Source organism: Salipaludibacillus aurantiacus (assembly GCF_900111295.1).
In the GTDB taxonomy this organism is placed as follows: domain Bacteria; phylum Bacillota; class Bacilli; order Bacillales; family Salisediminibacteriaceae; genus Salipaludibacillus; species Salipaludibacillus aurantiacus.
This window is the reverse complement of the sequence record NZ_FOGT01000003.1, coordinates 24,757-43,780: the sequence shown is the minus strand read 5'-3', so window position 1 is coordinate 43,780 and position 19,024 is coordinate 24,757. Positions and strand designations below refer to the sequence as shown.

Genomic DNA, 19,024 nt, shown 5'->3' with positions numbered 1-19,024 from the left:
GTCACGGCACCTAATAATGACTGAATCTCTGCCAGTAAACGCTGGATGTCATGGGGAGACATCCAGCACTTCACCTGTCACCTGTTGTTACGTTCATATAAGAGTTTAACAAATGAGTATTAATTTTTTGTAAATATTTAATGGTCGTCTGTAAAGTTTAAAGTTATTGTCTTATTAAGACTTCTCTCCAGATGTTTTTTATACTTATTTGCATGAAAGGATTCGAAATATGGATCACCTTCATATGAGATATTCACCACAAGAGATTTACTGCCGGAAGTATCCAGTTCCACTTTCTTAACAACATTTCTTTGAGAAATATCCAAGCCGTAACACAGTTTTAGTATTGAACCCATAAGTTCAAAATTATTTATATCGTTTGCAGTAACCCAGTGTCTGAAAGGCTTTATATATTGTTTCAGCTGAGACTTGGACTTAAACGAAGATATAAAAGCAATAGACAAACGGTCTAAATGTCCAAGGCCGTCAATCGACTGGTTAGTAAGCAAGTAAAAAGTATGCTGGCTTTGAGACTCAGGATGAATGGCACTCCCCAGGTAAAAAAGCTGAGAGCTCCATTGGAGCAACTTTAATTCTTTGCTTGTTATATGAGTTTCTCCCAGCTTGTTCAGTTCGTTTACAAAGTAAGACGATAATATGGCGATCCGCCGCTGATGCTCTTCGTCATCCTGGTAAGTTTTAACTAACTGATAAATACTTTCCTGAGTGACGTCAGGGAAATGAGTAATTTCTATATTATTTAAAAACTTTTCGTAAAATAAGCCGTCCCTGAGTCCTTTGTTGCTGACGATAAAGGAAGACGTGTTGACGTAAGCGATAAGTTCTTCAATCGCAGCGGCAGCTGGTAAAATGATGTCCGCTCTGTCTTTTGATAAACCATCAACTTTTTCTCTTTTCTTTATGGGCAATGAAGCTAATTTATTTTGAATGGCCCATACATCCTTGTTGGTCATTTCATACTGGTGCAAACCTGAGAGAGGATAATTGATCTGGTTCTGATGTACAAGCGCCAAGTTCCGAGCTGAGCCTCCTATACCTATGACAGGGGCGTTTTTTTCTTTCAGCCAGGGAAGAGAGGCGTAACTTTCCCTGAGAAAGGCCCGGAGTTTTTTCCATTCAGCTTCAGTTGGTGTGTCATCTTTGACAAACTGTTTTTTTAATGTAAGGGCTCCGAAAGGAAAACTGAAGGAATGGATTAGGCGACGGTCTTTAAAGTATGTCACTTCCGTACTTCCTCCGCCAATATCTATAGTAACGCCTTCTTTATAATTAGTTGAATTAGTAATAGCTAAATAGCCGTAATAAGCTTCTTCCTGCTCTGAGAGGATCTGAATTTTGAATACTCCGTGTGTATTAATGGCTTCAAGTATTTCTTTCCGGTTGCCAGCATTTCTGACAGCGGCAGTCGCAACGCCACGTACGTCGTCTATACCAAATTTATCGGCCACTTTTTTAAATTTCGTTAAAGTATTAAGGATCACTTCTATTCCTTCACTTGTCATATAACCTTCAGTATTAATATATGTACTAAGGCGTGCAATTACTTTCAAGTTTTGAACTTCCTTATAACAGGCATGGCGGTCGACCTCGTAAATGACAAAACGTACAGAGTTTGACCCCATATCAATGATACCTATTTTTTGAGGTTCCATTTCTCATCACTCCTTTTAGGGGACTTTCCCCTATTATATAGTTCATAATCCGGATAATCGAGTCATACTGCCGGAAACTGAATGATTTACAAATGAATATAGCTCATGTATACTACGATGAGATATTAAATCGGAATCATTCTTATAAAATTTTAATGAGGGATCAGTCATGAACACCCATACAAACACACCAGCTGTGGAAATAGAAAACCTTTCGTTTGCTTACAGAAACCAGAACGTTTTAGAAGACATCAGCCTAAAGGTTCCCCATGGCTCTTTTCTTGGGCTGGTAGGTCCTAACGGCTCGGGGAAATCTACTCTTATTAAGTGTATATTAGGGCTTCTTACACCAGATAAAGGAGCTGTTAAACTAAATGGCGTTCCGGTAAAAAAATTTGACAAATGGAGTGAGATTGGTTTTGTCTCACAAAAGGCAAACAGTTTTAACAGCGGGTTCCCGGCTACTGTTTTTGAAGTAGTGTCAATGGGGCTTTATGGAAAAGTAGGGCTCTTTCGCTTTTTAAGAAAAAAGCATAAGGAAAAGGTTAGGGAAGCGATTGCCCAAGTCGGTATGGAAGATTATACTCAGGCGAATATCGGACAGCTGTCAGGAGGGCAGCAGCAGCGGGTATTTATAGCGAGGGCATTAGTCAGCGATCCTGCTATCCTTATTCTGGACGAGCCAACGGTGGGTGTCGATGCAAAATCAGTAAGCAACTTTTATACCATGCTCAGAGAGCTTAACAATGAGAAGGGAATGACCCTTATTCTTGTTACACATGATATCGGTGCAATGTCTGAATACGTGACAGATGTTGCCTGCCTGAATAAGTGCCTGCACTTCCATGGAGATAAGCATGTGTTTGAAGACAATAAAGAAGAAATGATGACAGCTATGTATGGCCATGAAGTAAATCTTCTCGAGCATAATCATGACCATGGACACCACCATCACCACCATGATCATGACGACGCAGGGAGAGGACAGGAATGATAGACGTTTTTTTCCAATATGATTTTTTACGTTATTCTCTTTTTACTGGGTTAATGATTGGATTTCTCGCTCCTTTTTTAGGTGTATTTCTTGTGGTCCGGCGATTGTCCCTTATGGCTGATGCTTTATCCCATATTACATTAACAGGAATTGCTTTCAGCATGCTGCTTGGGAGACATGTGACGTTTTTTTCAGCTTTAAACCCGGTCTACATGGGAATGATCTTTTCAGTCGGCGGCTCACTTCTTATTGAAAGATTAAGGTTTGTTTACAGGTTCTATAAAGAACTGGCTATTCCAATTATTTTATCAGCCGGAATAGGGCTGGGGGTAGTATTTATTTCTCTTGCTGACGGCTTTAATAACGATCTGTTTAATTATTTATTTGGAAGTGTAGTCGCTATAAACCAGACAGATTTTTACGTTGTAGTAAGTTTAACGGCAGTGGTCACCGGTCTTATTATACTCTTTTATAAAGAACTGTTTTTTTTGAGTTTTGATGAAGAACAGGCTGTGATCGCCGGGATCCCTAAAATGCCGCTTCATTTTCTCTTTATGGTTATGGTTGCTCTTGTAATAGGCATTTCCATGCAGATAGTCGGTATCCTTCTCGTATCCGCTTTAATGACATTGCCGGTTGCATGCGCTATGAGACTTGCAAGGGGATTTAAGCAGCTGTTCTTTTACGCTGTGCTGTTTGGAGAAATTTCGGTCGTTGCGGGGCTGGTGAGTGCCTTCCACCTTGATCTGGCGCCAGGCGGTACGATTGTAATGGCGAATGTTCTTTTGTTAATCGGAACGATCATTTTGACGAAAAAGCAGTCTATGTGACAAAGAATTAGGTGGGAAAAATGATAGAATTATTGCAACAGCTAACATTTTTGGAAAGGGGTATCATAGCCGGTCTGATTATTGGTTTGATCTGCCCTGTAATTGGATCATTTCTCCTCGTAAGAAGGATGACCATCATTTCTGAAGGATTGTCCCATATTACGTTAACAGGTATCGCAGCCGGTGTTTTTTTAAGCCAGAGTGTCGTTTATTTAGGATTTATAAATCCCTTGTATACCGGGCTTTTATTTTCTTTGGCAGGTTCTCTTCTTGTTGAAAAATTAAGGCAAATTTATAAACACTTTCAGGAGCTTGCCATCCCGATTATTTTATCTTCGGGGATCGGATTAAGTGCTATTCTGATCAGTGTCACGCCGAGTAATACGACCGAATGGTTCAATTTTTTATTCGGAAGCATCGTAACAGTATCCCTTGCAGATTTAGGTTTTATTTTTTTCACGGGAGTTATAATGCTTGTGCTCCTCGGGATGTTTTATAAGGAACTGCTGTCCATTTCATTTGATCAGGAATTCGCAGCCACATCAGGTATTTCAGTCAGAAAGATGAATTTTTTATTTGCTGTTTTAATAGCACTCGTGATATCAATGTCTATGAAGGTCATTGGGATTTTGTTAGTAGGAGCCATGGTGACTCTTCCAGTGGCTGCCAGCATTCAGTTTGCTAAAAGCTTTCGCCAAGTTGTGCTAATTGGTATTCTTATAGGTGAACTGTCAGTTCTGGGAGGAGTTATGTTATCCATTTATTTAAACATAGCCACCGGAGGAATGATTGTGGTCACGGGTGTCTTTTTATTAATTTTGACCATGCTTATAAAAAAAATAACACGATATACCTCAGGATTTCGTCTAAGTCAGTCTTAGGAGGGACTAATTATGAATGTGGACAAGGCAATGGAAAAACTTAAAGAGGAAGGATACAAGTACACAGACAAGCGGATGGATATGCTTCAGCTTTTTAAAGATGAGAGCAGGTATTTAGCCGCAAAGGATGTGCTCGAAGCCCTCAAAGATAAATATAAAGGCTTAAGCTTTGATACCATTTACCGGAATCTCTCCCTTTTCTCTGATTTGGGAATATTAGAAACGACAGAACTTGCCGGTGAAAAGAAATTCCGGTTTACGTGTTCAACAGACCACCATCATCATCATTTAATTTGTCTTGAATGCGGGAAGACGAGACATATAGAAAAATGCCCGATGGATGTATCACCTGTTTCTGCGGAAGGATTTGCTGTTACCGGCCATAAATTCGAAGTTTACGGATATTGTAATGAATGCCAGGAATCATAAGTTAAAAATAAGAGGCTGGCCCTAATCCAGTAAATAAAAATGGCTCTCACATTAATGAGTGCTACAGGCTGATGAGAAAGTATTCTCATCAGCCTTTTTTAAAAGAAAAGTAAGATATCTCACGTTTCATCACTACTGGCGGGCGCTTCCCCCCTAATGGGTACAAGCGTGGGCTTGTCTTCAACTCATTCTGACTCGGCGAAGCATCGGCAGAATGGATTTTCAGACTGCGCTCGTCCCACAGGAGTCGCCGCCTTTCGTTCTTCAATCAACCTTGAACATCCGTCTTATTTAGGGATCAAATTCAGCAGGCTGAGGCTTTTAAAACAGCTTTTCTACAATTTGTTTAGCCTGATTCCAATGGGAAGCCCGGTAAACATTGTCGGGCACGGGCGCCTGATTGTATGGCGTATCCATTAAGATAACCGGAATTTGGGCATCTTCTGCTATATTACACGCATTGTCATGTTTATCCTCAAAAAAAAGATCAAGCTGATGTTTTTTTACGGCTTCCAGTTTATTGTGCTGTCCGAGAAGTTCTATATGGTCGTAAGGGACTGTGTTTTCATGAAACCAGTTAATTGTCAGTTCGTGGACATGCTTTGGCCTCGCGCTAATATAAAACAGCTCGTATTGTTTTTTCCATTCTTCCAATATTTCTTTTACAAACTTGGCAAGGTCCGCCTGTTTGTAAATAGAAGGCTCGTGTACCTGCATCCATTTCCACAGCTCTTTTTCACTGACTCCTAAAACACCAGTTAAATCGTATTCTACAATATCCTCGATCGTTAAATCCTTATTAAAATGTTTATTTAAATATGGAAGGAAAGTGGCAGGATCTGTCACTGTTCCGTCGATATCAATTCCAAACCTGTATTTTCCCATGATTTATTCACACCTTTTACCAAATGTTTAATGTTTCCTCTTATGCTTTTATTGTCTCATACTCATACTATTTGTACAGCCTTGTATTAGAAGGGGAGGGTATAAAATGCACGACGACAGAAATAACTACAATGACGATCGATCGTTTCAGGGAGCGGAAGAGAATCCGCTTCCCCGTGAAGATGACAATGAATTCCGGGAAGAAACGGCCTCAGAATTCACTCCAAATCCAGGTTTGGCAGGAGGACGGGGTCCAATTGAAGTCACATCAGACAGGACAAGAGAAATTGAAAGTGAGCCTCGTACGGAAAGAGAAACTGGTGAGGAAGAAGAAACCCAAACTCAAGGAAGAGGAGTCGGGTCACTCGGAATCGCATTTTCACTTGTTTCCCTATTCTTCCTGCCTCTGATTTTTTCAGTTACAGGTATTATTTTAGGGGCTGTTGCTGTAAGAAGGGAGCAACGCGGGCTGGGTTATACCGCAATTGCCATCGGAGCTTTTACTTTAGTGATGAGTGTGTTCTTTGCTCCATTTGTCTCATGAAAAAGCGAAGGGGAATGCCCCTTCGCTTTTTATACTTTTTCCTGCTCCTGCTTTTGTTTTTCTTCATGTTCAGCAGCAAGTTTGTCAATTTCTTTTTTCAGCTCTTCAACCATTGATTCTTCAGGTACTTTTCGGATTGTTTTGCCTTTCCTGAAGAGAAGGCCTTCTCCCCGGGCGCCCGCGATACCTATGTCGGCTTCTTTTGCCTCTCCTGGTCCATTTACTGCACATCCCAGGACTGACACTTTTATTGGTGCATTAATCTTTTGAATATACTCTTCCACTTCATTCGCAATGCTGATCAGGTCAATTTCAATTCTTCCGCACGTTGGGCAGGAGATCAATGTAGCAGCATTGGCAGCCAGTCCAAAAGTTTTCAGCAGTTCTTTGGCTACTTTCACTTCTTCTACCGGATCAGCGCTTAAAGAAATTCTGACTGTATTTCCGATGCCTTTATCAAGCAGAATACCGAGTCCGGCAGAACTTTTAATGGTACCGGCAAATAAGGTGCCTGACTCAGTGATTCCGAGGTGCAGAGGGTAATCGAAAGCTTGAGACGCTTTTTCATACGCTTCTACTGCTAAGCGGACATCTGACGCTTTCATAGAGACAATAATGTCATGGAAATCGAGATCTTCTAAAATTTTTATATGATGTAAGGCACTTTCCACCATGCCATCAGCTGTAGGGTATCCGTACTTGTCCAATATACGCTTTTCAAGTGAACCGGCATTGACTCCTATTCTAATTGGAATGCCTTTTTCCTTGGCTGCATTAACAACTGCTTCTACTTTTTCCCGGCGGCCGATATTCCCTGGGTTAATCCTGATTTTGTCTGCGCCGCCTTCAATCGCTTTTAGAGCCAGTTTATAGTCAAAGTGAATGTCAACAACCAGCGGGATATTAATCTGCTTTTTTATTTCAGAAATCGCTTCAGCATCCTTCATTTCAGGGCATGCTACACGAACAATTTGGCAGCCTGCCTCTTCCAGCCGGTTAATTTCATTAACAGTTGCTTCAACATCATGCGTTTTTGACATTGTCATACTCTGGATAATGACCTCGTCATTTCCGCCTATTGTTATTGGCCCTACTTTAACAGGCCGTGTATCTTTTCTATGAGTTCTCTGGGTCACCATTAATCGCCCCTTTAGTCAGCTTTGATTTTACTTGTCTCAATTAATCTTCACGATGGTTTCTTTCATCGTATTACATTGTAACAATCAGGGGACAATTGTGGCAAGGACTATTAACTATTCGGGGGTTCCGTTTCGTAAAGAGGGAATTTATAAGTTTCGCCAGCCAGTAAATGGTGCGGTGAGATGTCGGGATTTAAAGCTTCAAAATCTTCTAAAACTTCGTGGAGGGGAATGTTGAATAGTTCCTCCCCGTGCAGTCTCTGGACAACCCCGTAAACTGTCTGGCCGGGTTCCACAATAACTTCCTGATAAGGAAGAGGGGAAGAGGGTTCTTCCGGTTCTTCCAATTCTTCCGGCGGATCCGAATACTTATCGTTCATCTCTCCTGTTTCCTCCATCCCGGCTGATTGCTGGAATGGGATGGTTCCTGAAGTCAAATCAATTCTCACACTGACTATAACTATAATTAGGATAACTAACAATATTATAGGCCGCATATCTATTCCCCGTTTCTATTATTGTCTACTTTACTATATGTTTGTCTACCAGCGTATATGACACATTTACGAGGGAGAGGAGAAAGCTCTTGAATAATTACAAGGGAAAAGTTATGGCAATCGGTTCGTTAACTTTTATAATGATCTTTGGCAACTCCATGTTTGTGCCTGTGCTGCCGGATATGCAAATTCAATGGGACCTTTCCTCTTCGAAAGCGGGGTTGATATTGACTGCTTTTTCTTTAGCTGCAGCTGCTGTCATTCCTTTAACCGGCTATGTTGCACGTTTTTTTGGAAAAAAAGGTCTTGCTTTTGCTGCTTTGATGTTTGTCAGTTTCGGCTGTGTCCTCGCTGTCCTTTCCAGTTTGGAATTTTTTTCAAGTGCTGCCTTTACTGTTCTCCTGGCAGGAAGAGTATGCCAGGGGATAGGAGCAGGGTTTATCGCCCCGCTTCCATTTATGTTTACAGGTGATATATTTTCTAAAGAGCTTCGCCCGGGAGTGCTGGGACTTATTGAAGTATTTAACGGACTGGCTAAAGCAGCTAGCCCATTTGCAGCAATTCTTGCTGTTCAGCTAGGCGGAAACTGGCTGTTTTTCATCTATTTAAGTCTGGCAGCCCTGTCAGCTTTTCTCATAACGCTTAATATTCGAGGGCAAAAAAGAATAAAAAAGAGTCTGCCTCTTAGGGAATTTAACGGACTTGCCAACCGAAAAATTTTTACAGCATTCAAGAAAGTATTCCCTTATTTGATATTAGGAGGAGTCACAATGTGCCTTCTGTTTGGAATGCTGACATTTTTCTCATATAAATTAGAATGGATCTACGGAATTGATGGGATAGTTAAAGCCGTATTATTTTCTCTGCCTCTCATTGCTATGACCGCCGCCTCATGGCTGACAGGAAAATACTTAAAAGGCAGGATTTTCAGCAGCTCTTTACTACTTAACGTGAGCGCCGTGCTCTCGGTTTCTGTTCTAACTGGAGGCTTATTTCACCAATCGCTGACAGCTTTAGTAACCATAATGATACTCTTTTCAATAGCTTCAGGAATATTTTTAGTTTGCTGTAACCTTTTGATAACTGAAAACGTCTTAAAGAAAGATAGAGATGTCATTCTTTCTTTTTACAGTATGATTCGTTTTACGGGCGTGGCTGCTGGCCCTCCGTTGTTTGCAATCTGGATGTATGAAGAGGGACTGATGTTTGCTTTTTCCATTTTGACAGTGGCAGGGGTGAGGGTCATTTTAGTAAAGAATGAATTAAAGAAGAACACGTTATGGCAGGCTGAGCCGGGAAGATAAATTTAGCTCTTTTGTCCCTTTCTTTTTTTCTCCCAATAGTGTTTTCTGTTTATAAGTTGAGCAATTTAGAAATGAAAAGAGGTAGGAAAATGAAAAACTTATATAAAATATTTATTGCTACGTTGGCAGCGTGGATGCTTCTCGTATCAGTCAGCTTTGCGGATGCGGCTCCAGGCGATGAAATTGTCACATTAGGGGAAGACTTATCTCCGCAGCAGCGTGAATCTCTCTTAAATGAGATGAATGTGGATGAAAATGATGTTCTTATTGTCACGGTATCAAATGAAGAAGAGCACGAGTACCTTGGCGACTACATTAGTGCAGCAGTCATCGGCAGCAATGCTTTGTCTTCTTCTAAAATCACGATATTGGAAGAAGGACGCGGCATAGATGTAGAAACGAATAAGATTAACTGGGTTTCTGAAGGAATGTATGCAAATGCTTTGATAACAGCCGGGGTGAAAGATGCTGATATTTATGTAACTGCTCCGTTTGAAGTCTCCGGAACGGGAGCTCTTACCGGTTTAATAAAAGCTTATGAAGCTTCAACAGATGAGGTTATTCCTGAAGAGCAGAAACAAGTAGCGAATGAAGAACTTGTCAAGACAGCTGAACTTGGGGAGGAATATGGGGTAGAACAGGCAACAGAGCTGATGGCCCGGATTAAAGAAGCCATTTCTGAAGAAGACGTTGAGACAGAAGAAGATTTACGCAGCTTAATTCAACGGGTTGCCAATGAGCTGGGGATGACCCTGACAGATGAAGAATTAAATGGACTGGTTTCCTTATTTGAACGGATGAAAAACCTTAATATAGACTGGGACCAGGTACAAAACCAAATTAGCCACATCCGCGATAATATCGGAGATTTTTTAAACAGTGAAGAAGGACAGGGGTTAATTCAGTCAATCCTTGATTTCTTTAACAGTTTAATTGACACCCTGCGCGGATGGTTCAGTTCCTCGAATTAATTCCTGAAAAGGGAGAGTTTAGAGGCTGGGATAAAACTAAAGGCAAACCCCTGGGCAAGCGGCCACCTGGCGTCCTGAAATCACTCCTTTTCTCAAAAAGAACAGCCGAACAAAATTTTCGAATTTTGTTCGGCTTTCTTTATGATTACTATTCTTTTATGCAGCCTCTATTTTAGTACCTTTTTTTGAAACTTTTTAAAAAATGCCACGTAAATAAACACATAAGAAAATATTTGCTATAATAAAGATAACTGAGGTGTCCGGAGAGGAGTGAATATCTCATGGAATTTTTAGATTATTCGGTTTTTGGATTTTTTGTTGTATTTATAGCTACCCTGTTTATATTCGGCGAGGTAATGGTAAGAGTTAAAGGGTTATTTGGAATTATTGGGATAGTTATTATGGCTATTTATTTTTCTTACCATTTAACAGCGGCTGACAGTTTATGGGTAGTCGTATTATATTTAATCGGTTTGTCTCTTATTATTTTTGATGGAAAAGTAACGACAGACGGAACGATTGCTGCGATCGGTATTCTGTTTATGGTGCTGGGTCTCGCACTTCCTGCGCCAGGAATAACTTATGGGGTGCTGGTAGCCATGGCTTTTATTCTTGCAGCACCAGCTTCCTACTTATTTACCAAGGTATTCCCAAAAAGAAATATGTGGGATAAAATGCTGCTTAAGGATAAACTGTCTTCGGAGCACGGTTACAATTCTATGAATGAGACTTACCAGGACTTAGTTGGGAAAACAGGTCTTACTAAAACACCTTTCCGGCCGATTGGCACAATAGAAGTGGATGGAAAACTGTACAGTGCGACAGCTGACAATCAGTGGCTTAAAGAAGACACAAAGGTAAAAATTATCTCAGTGGATGGAACCCGTATCGTGGTCGTGCCTGAGCAGTAAACATAATTAACCAGCCGGTCTAATCTACCGGCTGGTTTTTAGAAGATGTCGAAAGAACACGCCAAAATAAGGCTTTAGAAGTGTTTTGAGTATGTTGACAATTTTCATCACAAAAATACACTAGTAAAATTCTATAATAAAGTTGTCTTAGTTCTTTAGATAGACTAATTATTCGTCCGAACTGTTTTCTTCTAGTCAAAGGCAAATTTATTGAAAAATAAAGACGCAAAGTTACAGATCTAAGGGGAGTGAAGACCTTTTATTCATCCCTATGATGGCTGAGCTGCCTAGTAGGCTTTGATTGGTTTTTGCGGGAGGGGGCTCAAATGTTCAATATGGATAACAGCCATACGAGTAAGAGTGATTACAACGAGTGGGTGGAACTTATGAGAACAGCAAAAGAATCAGGTTTGACTGTAAAGCAGGTAAGGGAGTTTCTGGAAAAGAAAAAAGCAATGTTTAGTACATAAGAGAAAGCTTCTTCAATTTATTTGAAGAAGCTTTCTCTTATGGATTTATACGGTAAAAGTATTACAGTTTAAGGAGAATTCTTTTTTTTTTAGAGTGTCTTCGGTAGTCGTCTCCTGGTAAAAAAGTGGAGTAAGCGGAAGATCCAATGTTAAAAATATTCGTTTCACAATTTCAATAGACGGGTTTTTTTTCATATTCCTTTCCAAATAGCTTAAATAAGACTTGGACACTCCAGTTTTCCTTGAAAGTTCTGACAAAGTGAGCCCCTTTTCTTTTCTCCTGTGCCGTATCATATCTCCAAGCATACCTGCCTCCTCCTTCATCAATAAATGAACCCATTTCGTTCATTATAACGCACGGAATCATTTTTGGAAAAAACAAAAAATGAAGATAAATCGAGTATATACGATATATAGAACGTATTTCATTAATTTAATAGGGGAAACAGCGAATTTTGAAGGTTTTTTACTAATTAACTGACATATACTCATATTTGGTTCGCTATTTAGATCTTAATTGTTATAAAAAGCATCAGTTTGCATAAGAAAAGCTAAAATTTAATATAGCGCGTATAAAAGGTAAGAGAAAAAAATAAACGTGGCCTCCTGCCTCCACCACTTTTAGGACAAGGTGGAGGCAGGAAAGAGACAACGTTTATTTTTGCTGTATTTTCCATTTGTTGAACTCAAGAAATTCTTTAAATTCTTCTTTAGAAACCCCCGACTCCATTGCTTCTTTTACAAGCAATTGCCATTCATCATCCAGCTGGTTATATGAATTATCTGATCCACTGGATTGGTCGTTTAACAGTTGATCCATATTTACTTTCAGTACTTGGGCAATTTTCTCAAGAAACTGGATAGACGGGTTTGTCTGTATGTTTCTTTCCAAAGCGCTCAGGTAGGATTTTGCAACCCCTGCCCTGTCAGCAAGCTCGGTTAATGACATACCTGCATCTTTTCTATATTTTTTCACACGTTCTCCAATCATCGCGGGTATCCTCCTCTGCGGAACGAGAGTGTATTAGCGCATAATACCCTCTTCAGCAAGCTGTGTTCGTTATAACGCTATATTAATAATATATCACAATTTTTCGGGTTAAACCCCATTTTCAAAAAATTTGTGACTATTTACAGATTAAGCGACAATTTCGTTTGAAGAGAATTGCCGCTTTTAACAAGTGAAAAATTAATTGGTTTCTTCAGGTGCCTGCCTTGGTGCAGGAATGTTTTTTAATACAAGGTTCATCATTACAATGGCTATTACCCAGTAAATAGCAAAAGAGAAAGGCAAGTTTAGGCCCAATCCTTCAATAACTGCAAACAGAACAGTCGGGAGCGTCACCGCATAAGCAGAAAGAATCCAGCCTTGCTTGTATGTCAGCTGGTCAGCAACCTTCCGTTTTAATAGAAGTGTGATCACTGACAGCGTAAAAATACCGAGAAACTTTAAAGCAGTCGTAAATAAATACATAATCAGAATAACTACCGTAATAATTAACGGCATTAAATCGCCAACTGTATTGACGAGATCATCTAATTGGTCTTTAGTAAGATCAAGTCCGAACTCCTGGTAGCCGAAAGTCTGAGGGAATCCATCTGTATTAAGAACAGCTTCCCGTTCTAAAAGAGCAAACGCATTATCAAACTGGGCTGTATCTGCGGGTGTGTACTCTCCTGTGGGATCGAAAATAAGAGTGGTATCCTGATCATCAATAATGACCGGCTCATCTGTTTCTGACTGCAGGACACCGTTTTGGATTTGGAAGTCAGGAAAAGATTCAGTTAAATGAGTATCTATATCCTGATAAATATTATTTAGGTTGCTTCCAATCACCACAGCCATTGGGATAGAAGTGATAAGCATTAGGAAGAAAACATAGAGAATTGTTTTGCCTATTTTTTGAAAGCGAAATTTTGCAATTGTTTCCGGCGAATGTAAACTTCTAACAAATTGTTTGGCGATGTTCATTTCTCCACTCCTTGGTTCCATTTATATTTTTTATTTGATTCCAATATTAATTGTAAATGAACAGAAGAAAGGGAACAAGGATATCCAAATGTTAAAAATTAATTCTTTTGTGAATCGTTTTTTAAAAAACTTAATAAAATCTTTACAATTCATTAATAAATAATTAATAATTGAAGCGTACGATGAGGAACGGTGATACATATTATCGAATTTTAAAAGAATCAGGGGGACGAAGGCTTGGAACTGGAATTAAGAGATCTGCTGTTTATGTTCTTTGGAGGACTGGCTATTTTTCTTTTTGGAATTAAGTATATGGGTGATGGCCTGCAGAAAGTAGCAGGCGACAAACTGAGAGATATTCTTGATAAATTTACAAGTAACCCTATCATGGGCGTGATTGCCGGTGTTGTCGTTACCATACTCCTGCAGACGAGTACAGGTACAACCGTTTTGGCAATAGGATTGGTTAATGCCGGTTTTATGACTTTGCGTCAATCTATAGGAGTTATAATGGGCGCAAATATTGGAACTACTGTAACTGCATTTATTATCGGTTTGAAAATTTCAGATTATGCTTTGCCGATCATCGCTATAGGTACATTTTTAATCTTTTTCCTGAAAAATAAAAAAGCAAATAATATAGGGCAGGTGCTTTTTGGTTTTGGGGCGCTGTTCTATGGATTAGATCTGATGGGACAAGGGCTTTATCCGTTGCGGGAACTTGAAGCATTTACTGAATTAACTGTCAGTATGAGCCAGAATCCACTGCTCGGTGTGCTGATTGGAACTATTTTCACAGTGAGTGTGCAGAGTTCATCCGCCGCAATCGGTTTGCTTCAGCAGCTGTTTGCCCAGGGAGCCCTTGACCTTAGTGCAGCGCTTCCTGTTTTATTTGGTGACAATATTGGTACAACGATAACAGCTGTATTGGCAGCTTTAGGTGCCTCAATTGCAGCTAAACGTGCCGCTTTAACACACGTGATCTTTAACCTGGTAGGTACGATTTTAGTATTAATTATTATCCAGCCTTATATTTCAATGATGGCTTATTTACAACAGGCGCTGAATTTAAATGCGGAAATGACAATAGCGGTAGCTCACGGTATTTTTAACTTTTCTAATGTTGTTGTTCAATTGCCTTTTATTGCTGTTCTCGCTCTCATAGTGACAAAACTTATACCTGGTAAAGAAACAGTTATTGAATATAAAGCCCAGCACCTGGACCCTGTGTTAATTACCCAGTCTTCGTCCATTGCGCTAGGCCAGGCTAAGAAAGAAACACTCAGAATGGCAGAATTGTCTAAACAGGGGCTGGAAGAAGCGTCTAAGTTTGTAGAAACAAAGCAGAAAAAACATGCTGAATTATGTTACCAGTTTGAAGACGCTGTAAATAATCTTGACAGAAAGATAACTGATTACTTAGTTAAAATTTCAACTAACTCTTTAACTTCAGCGGACTCCCGCCTTCACTCCACGCTGATGGATACTGTCAGGGATATTGAAAGAGTTGGGGATCATATGGAAAATATAATTGAGTTGACAGAATATCAAGTGACGAATAAAGTTAAAATGTCTGAAATGGCTATGGATGATTTAAGAGAAATGTTTAACCTGACTGTGGATACCCTTAACCAGGCTGTCAAAGCACTTGAAGAAGATGATATGATAGCAGCACGGTCAGTCGTATTAAAAGAAGAACAAATAGATAAAATGGAAAGACAGCTGCGGAAAAAACACATTCTGCGTTTGAATGAAGGCAAGTGTGAAGGCTCTGCAGGAATTGTCTTTGCTGATATGGTCAGTAACCTGGAAAGGATTGGCGACCACTCTGTTAATATTGCGGAAGCAATCATAGGTGAAGACTGATTATCCTGGAATTATATACCAGGGAGTAAAGCATTTACTTCCTGGTAAAATATTTTTGCAGAAAAATAAAAATCTGTATTGACTTATTGTCTGATATCATGCTAAGATAGTCATTGTCTTTGAGAAAAGGTTAAACGAAATGGCGGTGTAGCTCAGCTGGCTAGAGCGTACGGTTCATACCCGTGAGGTCGGGGGTTCGATCCCCTCCGCCGCTACCATAAATATTTTCTTATATTAAAACATGGACCCTTAGCTCAGTTGGTTAGAGCAACGAGCATAGCTTCCTGAAAAGACAGCGAGTTGTCCCGACGGATGATCTCCGGAGCATAGCTGGAAGAGGAAGGGACAGACGGGGCCGTCCGATGTAAGAAAGATTATAAAAAATGATTTTAAACATGGACCCTTAGCTCAGTTGGTTAGAGCAGACGGCTCATAACCGTCCGGTCGTAGGTTCGAGTCCTACAGGGTCCACCATGTTATACGGAGGAGTACCCAAGTCCGGCTGAAGGGATCGGTCTTGAAAACCGACAGGGGCTTTGCGGCCCGCGGGGGTTCGAATCCCTCCTCCTCCGCCATAATATTATCGTTCACACTCACTGGTAAATTTTCCGGTGAGTTTTTTGTATTCTTGTATGTTAAAATACGAAGATATTACTGAATAAAACTTTGCAAGGTTTGTTAGGGGTGTGTAGATGATACTTGAAGTTACAAAAAGAGCGCAAAAAAAATTGGAAGAATTGGGCTTAAAACCAAACGAAAGTGTTTTATTAATTATATATGAAACAGATGGATGCGGATGTGCGGTCAGTGGGATAAGCAAGCTGCAGGAAGTTAAACCAGAGACACTTACAGAAGAGGAAAAAATGATAGAAACAGAACCTGCGCCTTACCGTGCTGCTATTCAAAAAAGGGCAGAGTGGGCTTACGATGAGAATTTAAAAATTGATTTTTCGGCAAATACTTTTCAGTTAAAGAGTCCGAACGAAATGCTGAACCCAAGAATGCATTACCAGCCTCTAGTATAAAATTATTTTTGAAATTAACATTTGAAAAAAGGGATGTTCAGGGAGCCGCAGCACCGGGGATAGATAGGGGAGAGCGGTCTTTTTTCGGCAAGGGCATTATAGGATAACTCCCACGCATTTATTAATTTTTTGAAATTCAAAGGTTTATCGTTTGAAAGGAAAGGGTAAATTTGATAATGTAAAAATTGTACAGGATAAAACCTTTTCCAATAGTGGAAAAGGTAGTATCTGTGTGGGATGATTTTCCGGCCATCGGGGAATCACCGTCCTACATAAATTAACCAAGGAGGAGATATGAAATGGCATTTTCTTTACCAGAACTACCGTACTCACACGACGCACTTACACCTCACATTGACGAAGAAACAATGAAAATTCACCATGGGAAGCACCATAATACGTATGTAACAAAGTTAAACGCTGCACTTGAAGGTCACAGTGATCTTGAAGGAAAAAGTTTAGAAGACTTACTTACTAACCTGGATGCACTTCCTGAAAGCATCCGCGGTGCTGTAAGAAACAATGGTGGAGGACATTATAACCACACATTATTTTGGCAGATCATGTCTCCGGATGGCGGCGGAGCCCCTACTGGCGAGCTTGCCGATGCAATTAACGAAGCTTTCGGAAGCTTTGAGAAGTTCAAAGAAGAATTTAAAAATGCTGCATTGACCCGCTTTGGTTCAGGCTGGGCATGGCTTGTCGTTAACAACGGCAAACTGGAAGTTACAAGCACATTAAACCAGGACACTCCTATTATGGAAGGTAAAACCGGAATTCTTGGTGTAGATGTTTGGGAGCATGCTTACTACTTGAAGTATCAGAACAAGCGTCCTGAATATGTTGACGCGTTTTTCAATGTAATTAACTGGGAAGAAGTTTCCAAGCGTTACGCTGAAGCAAAATAAGTTTAAAAAGGTGCCGCAAACCGTGAGGTTGTGCGGTACCTTTTTTATGTATACAGCCAATAAATGCAGTACAGATTCCTTTTTGCCTTAAAAGAAGCGAATATCCTTTTACTCTCGTGACACACTACGTTATGGGAAGGTAAAAGGAGAGTGGGCATATGAAAAAATGGGTCCAGACGATGGTCGGAGATGTAGAACTCAATAAAGATATCCAATTGCTGCTTATTATAGGCGGCTTGTATGCTTTAAGCATAGCCTTATCAAATACATTTGTTAATGTCTATTTATGGAAGCAGTCTGAAGAGTTTGTCAAGTTAGCGGTGTATAATTTGTTTATAGTCATTATGCAGCCGCTGACTTTCATACTTGCCGGGAAGTGGGCGAAGAAAATAGACCGGATAATTGTACTCCGCCTGGGTGTTATATTCCTCTCAGGTTTTTTCTTAACTGTCTTAATGATGGGGGAGAATGCAGGGAAATATTTAATCATTCTCGGTATCTTATTAGGAATTGGCTATGGGTTTTACTGGCTGTCTTTTAATGTTTTAACATTCGAAATTACAGAACCTGAAACAAGAGATTTTTTTAACGGATTTTTGGGACTGCTGACTTCCTTTGCGGGTATGATCGGTCCAATTTTTGCAGGGGCGGTTATTACATATATGGATAAGCTGACTGGATATAATGTCATTTTCTCCATATCTCTTGGCTTATTTGTATTGGCAGTGATTTTAAGTTTTTTCCTTAAACGCCGTTCCGCTCAGGGAAGTTACCATTTAAAAGATGTTTTTAACCTCCGGGAAGAATACAAACCGTGGAAAAATGTACTGAGAGCAAACTTCTTTCAGGGATTAAGAGAAGGGAGCTTTATATTTGTAATTGTCGTATGGGTATTTGTCACCACAGGCAGTGAACTGGCTCTCGGCACTTACGGTTTAATTGCCTCAGGGACTGCGTTTATTTGTTATTATCTAGTCGGAAGATTTTTAAATAAAAAATTCAGGAAAAGAGCGATTCTTATAGGCGGAATTATCCTTTACGCTGCTGTTTTCCTAATCGTGTTTGAGCTTAGTTTTGCAAGGCTGATCACTTACGGAATTTTTGTTTCGCTGGCCTATCCCTTACTGCTTGTCCCTTATTTGTCTTTAACCTATGACGTGATCGGTAGCGGCTGGAAAGCCGGTGAAATGCGAATCGAATATATTGTAATCAGAGAGCTTTACTTAAATGCAGGAAGAATTGTTTCCATACTTTTTTTATTGGCAGCTATTTATCTCCTTGGAGAAAAAAATGGCATCCCTGCCGCACTAGTCATATTAGGCGCCGGGCATTTATGCATTTACGGATGGATCAGATCTATAGAGCTTCCTTCGGCGAAAGAACAAGAGACCTTTACAGCTTTGAAAAAAAGATAAAATATTGTCTGTTACTCCTTTAATAATCAACTCTCACTATGATATAATAAATCTAAATTAAAGATGCCTGCGGTGTTGGTGAACTTCGAGTTTAATTCGAACCGAACACCAATTCACTCGGGAGCCTTAAATTAAAACACCGACAGCATGCCTGTAAGGTTCAGGAAGCTGAAAGTGTTTTTGCGGGCACCCACCTGCCTAAGGCGGGTTCGTGAAATCTGGAAGATAACCGCACATGCGGGCACACTTTTAGGCACCTTATTCTTTAAGGTGCCTATTCTTGAGCTTAAAATAAACGTGCTATTTTTAT

General features: G+C 40.0%; 20 protein-coding genes, 3 tRNA genes, 1 other RNA gene and 1 riboswitch. Of the genes, 17 read left to right on the top strand and 7 right to left on the bottom strand.

All coding sequences use genetic code 11. The annotated features are described in order from the left end of the window. Positions 1-137: 137 nt before the first annotated feature. Positions 138-1,673, bottom strand: a complete 1,536-nt coding sequence (gene ppx / locus BMW59_RS04085) for an exopolyphosphatase (RefSeq protein ID WP_093047789.1) — start codon at positions 1,671-1,673, stop codon at positions 138-140. A 169-nt stretch (positions 1,674-1,842) separates the two neighbouring features. Between ppx and BMW59_RS04080 the strand changes: the two genes are divergently transcribed. From BMW59_RS04080 to BMW59_RS04065, 4 genes are read left to right on the top strand one after another with little or no spacing between them, the layout of a single operon-like run. Then, positions 1,843-2,667 carry a metal ABC transporter ATP-binding protein gene (locus BMW59_RS04080; protein ID WP_093047787.1) on the top strand — a complete coding sequence of 275 codons (825 nt, stop codon included), beginning with the start codon at positions 1,843-1,845 and terminating at the stop codon, positions 2,665-2,667. Then, the gene (locus BMW59_RS04075; protein ID WP_093047785.1) at positions 2,664-3,497 is read left to right on the top strand and encodes a metal ABC transporter permease; all 834 of its coding nucleotides are present in this window, start codon (positions 2,664-2,666) and stop codon (positions 3,495-3,497) included. The genes BMW59_RS04080 and BMW59_RS04075 overlap by 4 nt, the downstream gene beginning before the upstream one ends. Before the next feature lie 20 nt (positions 3,498-3,517). Then, complete coding sequence (locus BMW59_RS04070) at positions 3,518-4,378, top strand: metal ABC transporter permease (RefSeq protein WP_143051189.1); 861 nt, start codon at positions 3,518-3,520, stop codon at positions 4,376-4,378. 12 nt (positions 4,379-4,390) lie between these two features. Next, the gene (locus BMW59_RS04065; protein WP_093047783.1) at positions 4,391-4,807 is read left to right on the top strand and encodes a Fur family transcriptional regulator; all 417 of its coding nucleotides are present in this window, start codon (positions 4,391-4,393) and stop codon (positions 4,805-4,807) included. A 321-nt stretch (positions 4,808-5,128) separates the two neighbouring features. On the opposite strand, the gene BMW59_RS04060 is transcribed toward BMW59_RS04065, so the two are convergent. Beyond that, a complete protein-coding gene (locus tag BMW59_RS04060; RefSeq protein WP_093047781.1) occupies positions 5,129-5,692 on the bottom strand; it encodes a hypothetical protein in 564 nt (187 codons plus the stop codon). A 106-nt stretch (positions 5,693-5,798) separates the two neighbouring features. Between BMW59_RS04060 and BMW59_RS04055 the strand changes: the two genes are divergently transcribed. Further along, positions 5,799-6,236, top strand: a complete 438-nt coding sequence (locus BMW59_RS04055) for a DUF4190 domain-containing protein (RefSeq protein WP_093047779.1) — start codon at positions 5,799-5,801, stop codon at positions 6,234-6,236. Between the two features lie 29 nt (positions 6,237-6,265). On the opposite strand, the gene ispG is transcribed toward BMW59_RS04055, so the two are convergent. Then, positions 6,266-7,375 carry a flavodoxin-dependent (E)-4-hydroxy-3-methylbut-2-enyl-diphosphate synthase gene (gene ispG, locus BMW59_RS04050; protein WP_093047777.1) on the bottom strand — a complete coding sequence of 370 codons (1,110 nt, stop codon included), beginning with the start codon at positions 7,373-7,375 and terminating at the stop codon, positions 6,266-6,268. A gap of 110 nt (positions 7,376-7,485) precedes the next feature. After that, positions 7,486-7,872 (bottom strand): hypothetical protein, encoded by a 387-nt coding sequence (locus BMW59_RS04045; RefSeq protein WP_093047775.1) that lies wholly within the window; start codon positions 7,870-7,872, stop codon positions 7,486-7,488. An 89-nt stretch (positions 7,873-7,961) separates the two neighbouring features. On the opposite strand from BMW59_RS04045, the gene BMW59_RS04040 reads away from it, so the two are divergent. The 4 genes from BMW59_RS04040 (at position 7,962) to BMW59_RS04025 (ending at position 11,528) form a co-directional block, all read left to right on the top strand. Then, positions 7,962-9,176 carry an MFS transporter gene (locus BMW59_RS04040; protein ID WP_093047773.1) on the top strand — a complete coding sequence of 405 codons (1,215 nt, stop codon included), beginning with the start codon at positions 7,962-7,964 and terminating at the stop codon, positions 9,174-9,176. Between the two features lie 89 nt (positions 9,177-9,265). Then, positions 9,266-10,147 (top strand): DUF1002 domain-containing protein, encoded by an 882-nt coding sequence (locus BMW59_RS04035; protein WP_093047771.1) that lies wholly within the window; start codon positions 9,266-9,268, stop codon positions 10,145-10,147. A 281-nt stretch (positions 10,148-10,428) separates the two neighbouring features. Continuing rightward, positions 10,429-11,058 (top strand): NfeD family protein, encoded by a 630-nt coding sequence (locus tag BMW59_RS04030; protein WP_093047769.1) that lies wholly within the window; start codon positions 10,429-10,431, stop codon positions 11,056-11,058. A 190-nt stretch (positions 11,059-11,248) separates the two neighbouring features. Further along, positions 11,249-11,349: riboswitch (cyclic di-GMP riboswitch) on the top strand. 35 nt (positions 11,350-11,384) lie between these two features. Next, entirely contained in the window at positions 11,385-11,528 is a 144-nt protein-coding gene (locus BMW59_RS04025; RefSeq protein ID WP_093047767.1) for an anti-repressor SinI family protein, read from the top strand. Positions 11,529-11,573: 45 nt separating this feature from the next. Here BMW59_RS04025 and BMW59_RS04020 read toward each other — a convergent pair whose 3' ends face one another. The 3 genes from BMW59_RS04020 to BMW59_RS04010 form a co-directional block, all read right to left on the bottom strand. After that, positions 11,574-11,834 carry a helix-turn-helix domain-containing protein gene (locus BMW59_RS04020; protein ID WP_177174176.1) on the bottom strand — a complete coding sequence of 87 codons (261 nt, stop codon included), beginning with the start codon at positions 11,832-11,834 and terminating at the stop codon, positions 11,574-11,576. A gap of 349 nt (positions 11,835-12,183) precedes the next feature. Beyond that, positions 12,184-12,519: a helix-turn-helix domain-containing protein gene (locus tag BMW59_RS04015; RefSeq protein WP_093047763.1), complete on the bottom strand. Its 336-nt coding sequence runs from the start codon at positions 12,517-12,519 to the stop codon at positions 12,184-12,186. Positions 12,520-12,717: 198 nt separating this feature from the next. Continuing rightward, a complete protein-coding gene (locus BMW59_RS04010) occupies positions 12,718-13,500 on the bottom strand; it encodes a DUF1189 domain-containing protein (protein WP_177174175.1) in 783 nt (260 codons plus the stop codon). 243 nt (positions 13,501-13,743) lie between these two features. On the opposite strand from BMW59_RS04010, the gene BMW59_RS04005 reads away from it, so the two are divergent. The 8 genes from BMW59_RS04005 (at position 13,744) to ssrS (ending at position 18,962) form a co-directional block, all read left to right on the top strand. Next, complete coding sequence (locus BMW59_RS04005) at positions 13,744-15,366, top strand: Na/Pi cotransporter family protein (protein ID WP_425441255.1); 1,623 nt, start codon at positions 13,744-13,746, stop codon at positions 15,364-15,366. 141 nt (positions 15,367-15,507) lie between these two features. Continuing rightward, positions 15,508-15,584 (top strand) — tRNA-Met (locus BMW59_RS04000). Positions 15,585-15,763: 179 nt separating this feature from the next. Further along, positions 15,764-15,840 (top strand) — tRNA-Ile (locus BMW59_RS03995). 8 nt (positions 15,841-15,848) lie between these two features. Beyond that, positions 15,849-15,941 (top strand) — tRNA-Ser (locus BMW59_RS03990). A gap of 117 nt (positions 15,942-16,058) precedes the next feature. Then, positions 16,059-16,391 carry an iron-sulfur cluster biosynthesis family protein gene (locus BMW59_RS03985; protein WP_093047752.1) on the top strand — a complete coding sequence of 111 codons (333 nt, stop codon included), beginning with the start codon at positions 16,059-16,061 and terminating at the stop codon, positions 16,389-16,391. 299 nt (positions 16,392-16,690) lie between these two features. After that, a complete protein-coding gene (locus tag BMW59_RS03980) occupies positions 16,691-17,299 on the top strand; it encodes a superoxide dismutase (protein WP_093047750.1) in 609 nt (202 codons plus the stop codon). Positions 17,300-17,457: 158 nt separating this feature from the next. After that, complete coding sequence (locus BMW59_RS03975) at positions 17,458-18,714, top strand: MFS transporter (protein ID WP_093047749.1); 1,257 nt, start codon at positions 17,458-17,460, stop codon at positions 18,712-18,714. Positions 18,715-18,775: 61 nt separating this feature from the next. Continuing rightward, a non-coding RNA gene (ssrS, locus tag BMW59_RS03970) (6S RNA) lies at positions 18,776-18,962 on the top strand. The last annotated feature ends 62 nt before the right edge of the window (positions 18,963-19,024 follow it).

What these genes read in the sequence shown, in the direction of transcription:
- BMW59_RS04075 (WP_093047785.1), top strand. Translation starts at nt 2,664, where the DNA reads ATGATAGACGTTTTTTTCCAATATGATTTTTTACGTTATTCTCTTTTT.
- BMW59_RS04055 (WP_093047779.1), top strand. Translation starts at nt 5,799, where the DNA reads ATGCACGACGACAGAAATAACTACAATGACGATCGATCGTTTCAGGGA.
- BMW59_RS04010 (WP_177174175.1), bottom strand. Translation starts at nt 13,500, where the DNA reads ATGAACATCGCCAAACAATTTGTTAGAAGTTTACATTCGCCGGAAACA.
- BMW59_RS03980 (WP_093047750.1), top strand. Translation starts at nt 16,691, where the DNA reads ATGGCATTTTCTTTACCAGAACTACCGTACTCACACGACGCACTTACA.
- ppx (WP_093047789.1), bottom strand. Translation starts at nt 1,673, where the DNA reads ATGGAACCTCAAAAAATAGGTATCATTGATATGGGGTCAAACTCTGTA.
- BMW59_RS04045 (WP_093047775.1), bottom strand. Translation starts at nt 7,872, where the DNA reads ATGCGGCCTATAATATTGTTAGTTATCCTAATTATAGTTATAGTCAGT.
- BMW59_RS04035 (WP_093047771.1), top strand. Translation starts at nt 9,266, where the DNA reads ATGAAAAACTTATATAAAATATTTATTGCTACGTTGGCAGCGTGGATG.
- BMW59_RS04030 (WP_093047769.1), top strand. Translation starts at nt 10,429, where the DNA reads ATGGAATTTTTAGATTATTCGGTTTTTGGATTTTTTGTTGTATTTATA.
- ispG (WP_093047777.1), bottom strand. Translation starts at nt 7,375, where the DNA reads ATGGTGACCCAGAGAACTCATAGAAAAGATACACGGCCTGTTAAAGTA.
- BMW59_RS04015 (WP_093047763.1), bottom strand. Translation starts at nt 12,519, where the DNA reads ATGATTGGAGAACGTGTGAAAAAATATAGAAAAGATGCAGGTATGTCA.
- BMW59_RS04020 (WP_177174176.1), bottom strand. Translation starts at nt 11,834, where the DNA reads ATGCTTGGAGATATGATACGGCACAGGAGAAAAGAAAAGGGGCTCACT.
- BMW59_RS03985 (WP_093047752.1), top strand. Translation starts at nt 16,059, where the DNA reads ATGATACTTGAAGTTACAAAAAGAGCGCAAAAAAAATTGGAAGAATTG.
- BMW59_RS04070 (WP_143051189.1), top strand. Translation starts at nt 3,518, where the DNA reads ATGATAGAATTATTGCAACAGCTAACATTTTTGGAAAGGGGTATCATA.
- BMW59_RS04025 (WP_093047767.1), top strand. Translation starts at nt 11,385, where the DNA reads ATGTTCAATATGGATAACAGCCATACGAGTAAGAGTGATTACAACGAG.
- BMW59_RS04080 (WP_093047787.1), top strand. Translation starts at nt 1,843, where the DNA reads ATGAACACCCATACAAACACACCAGCTGTGGAAATAGAAAACCTTTCG.
- BMW59_RS04065 (WP_093047783.1), top strand. Translation starts at nt 4,391, where the DNA reads ATGAATGTGGACAAGGCAATGGAAAAACTTAAAGAGGAAGGATACAAG.
- BMW59_RS03975 (WP_093047749.1), top strand. Translation starts at nt 17,458, where the DNA reads ATGAAAAAATGGGTCCAGACGATGGTCGGAGATGTAGAACTCAATAAA.
- BMW59_RS04060 (WP_093047781.1), bottom strand. Translation starts at nt 5,692, where the DNA reads ATGGGAAAATACAGGTTTGGAATTGATATCGACGGAACAGTGACAGAT.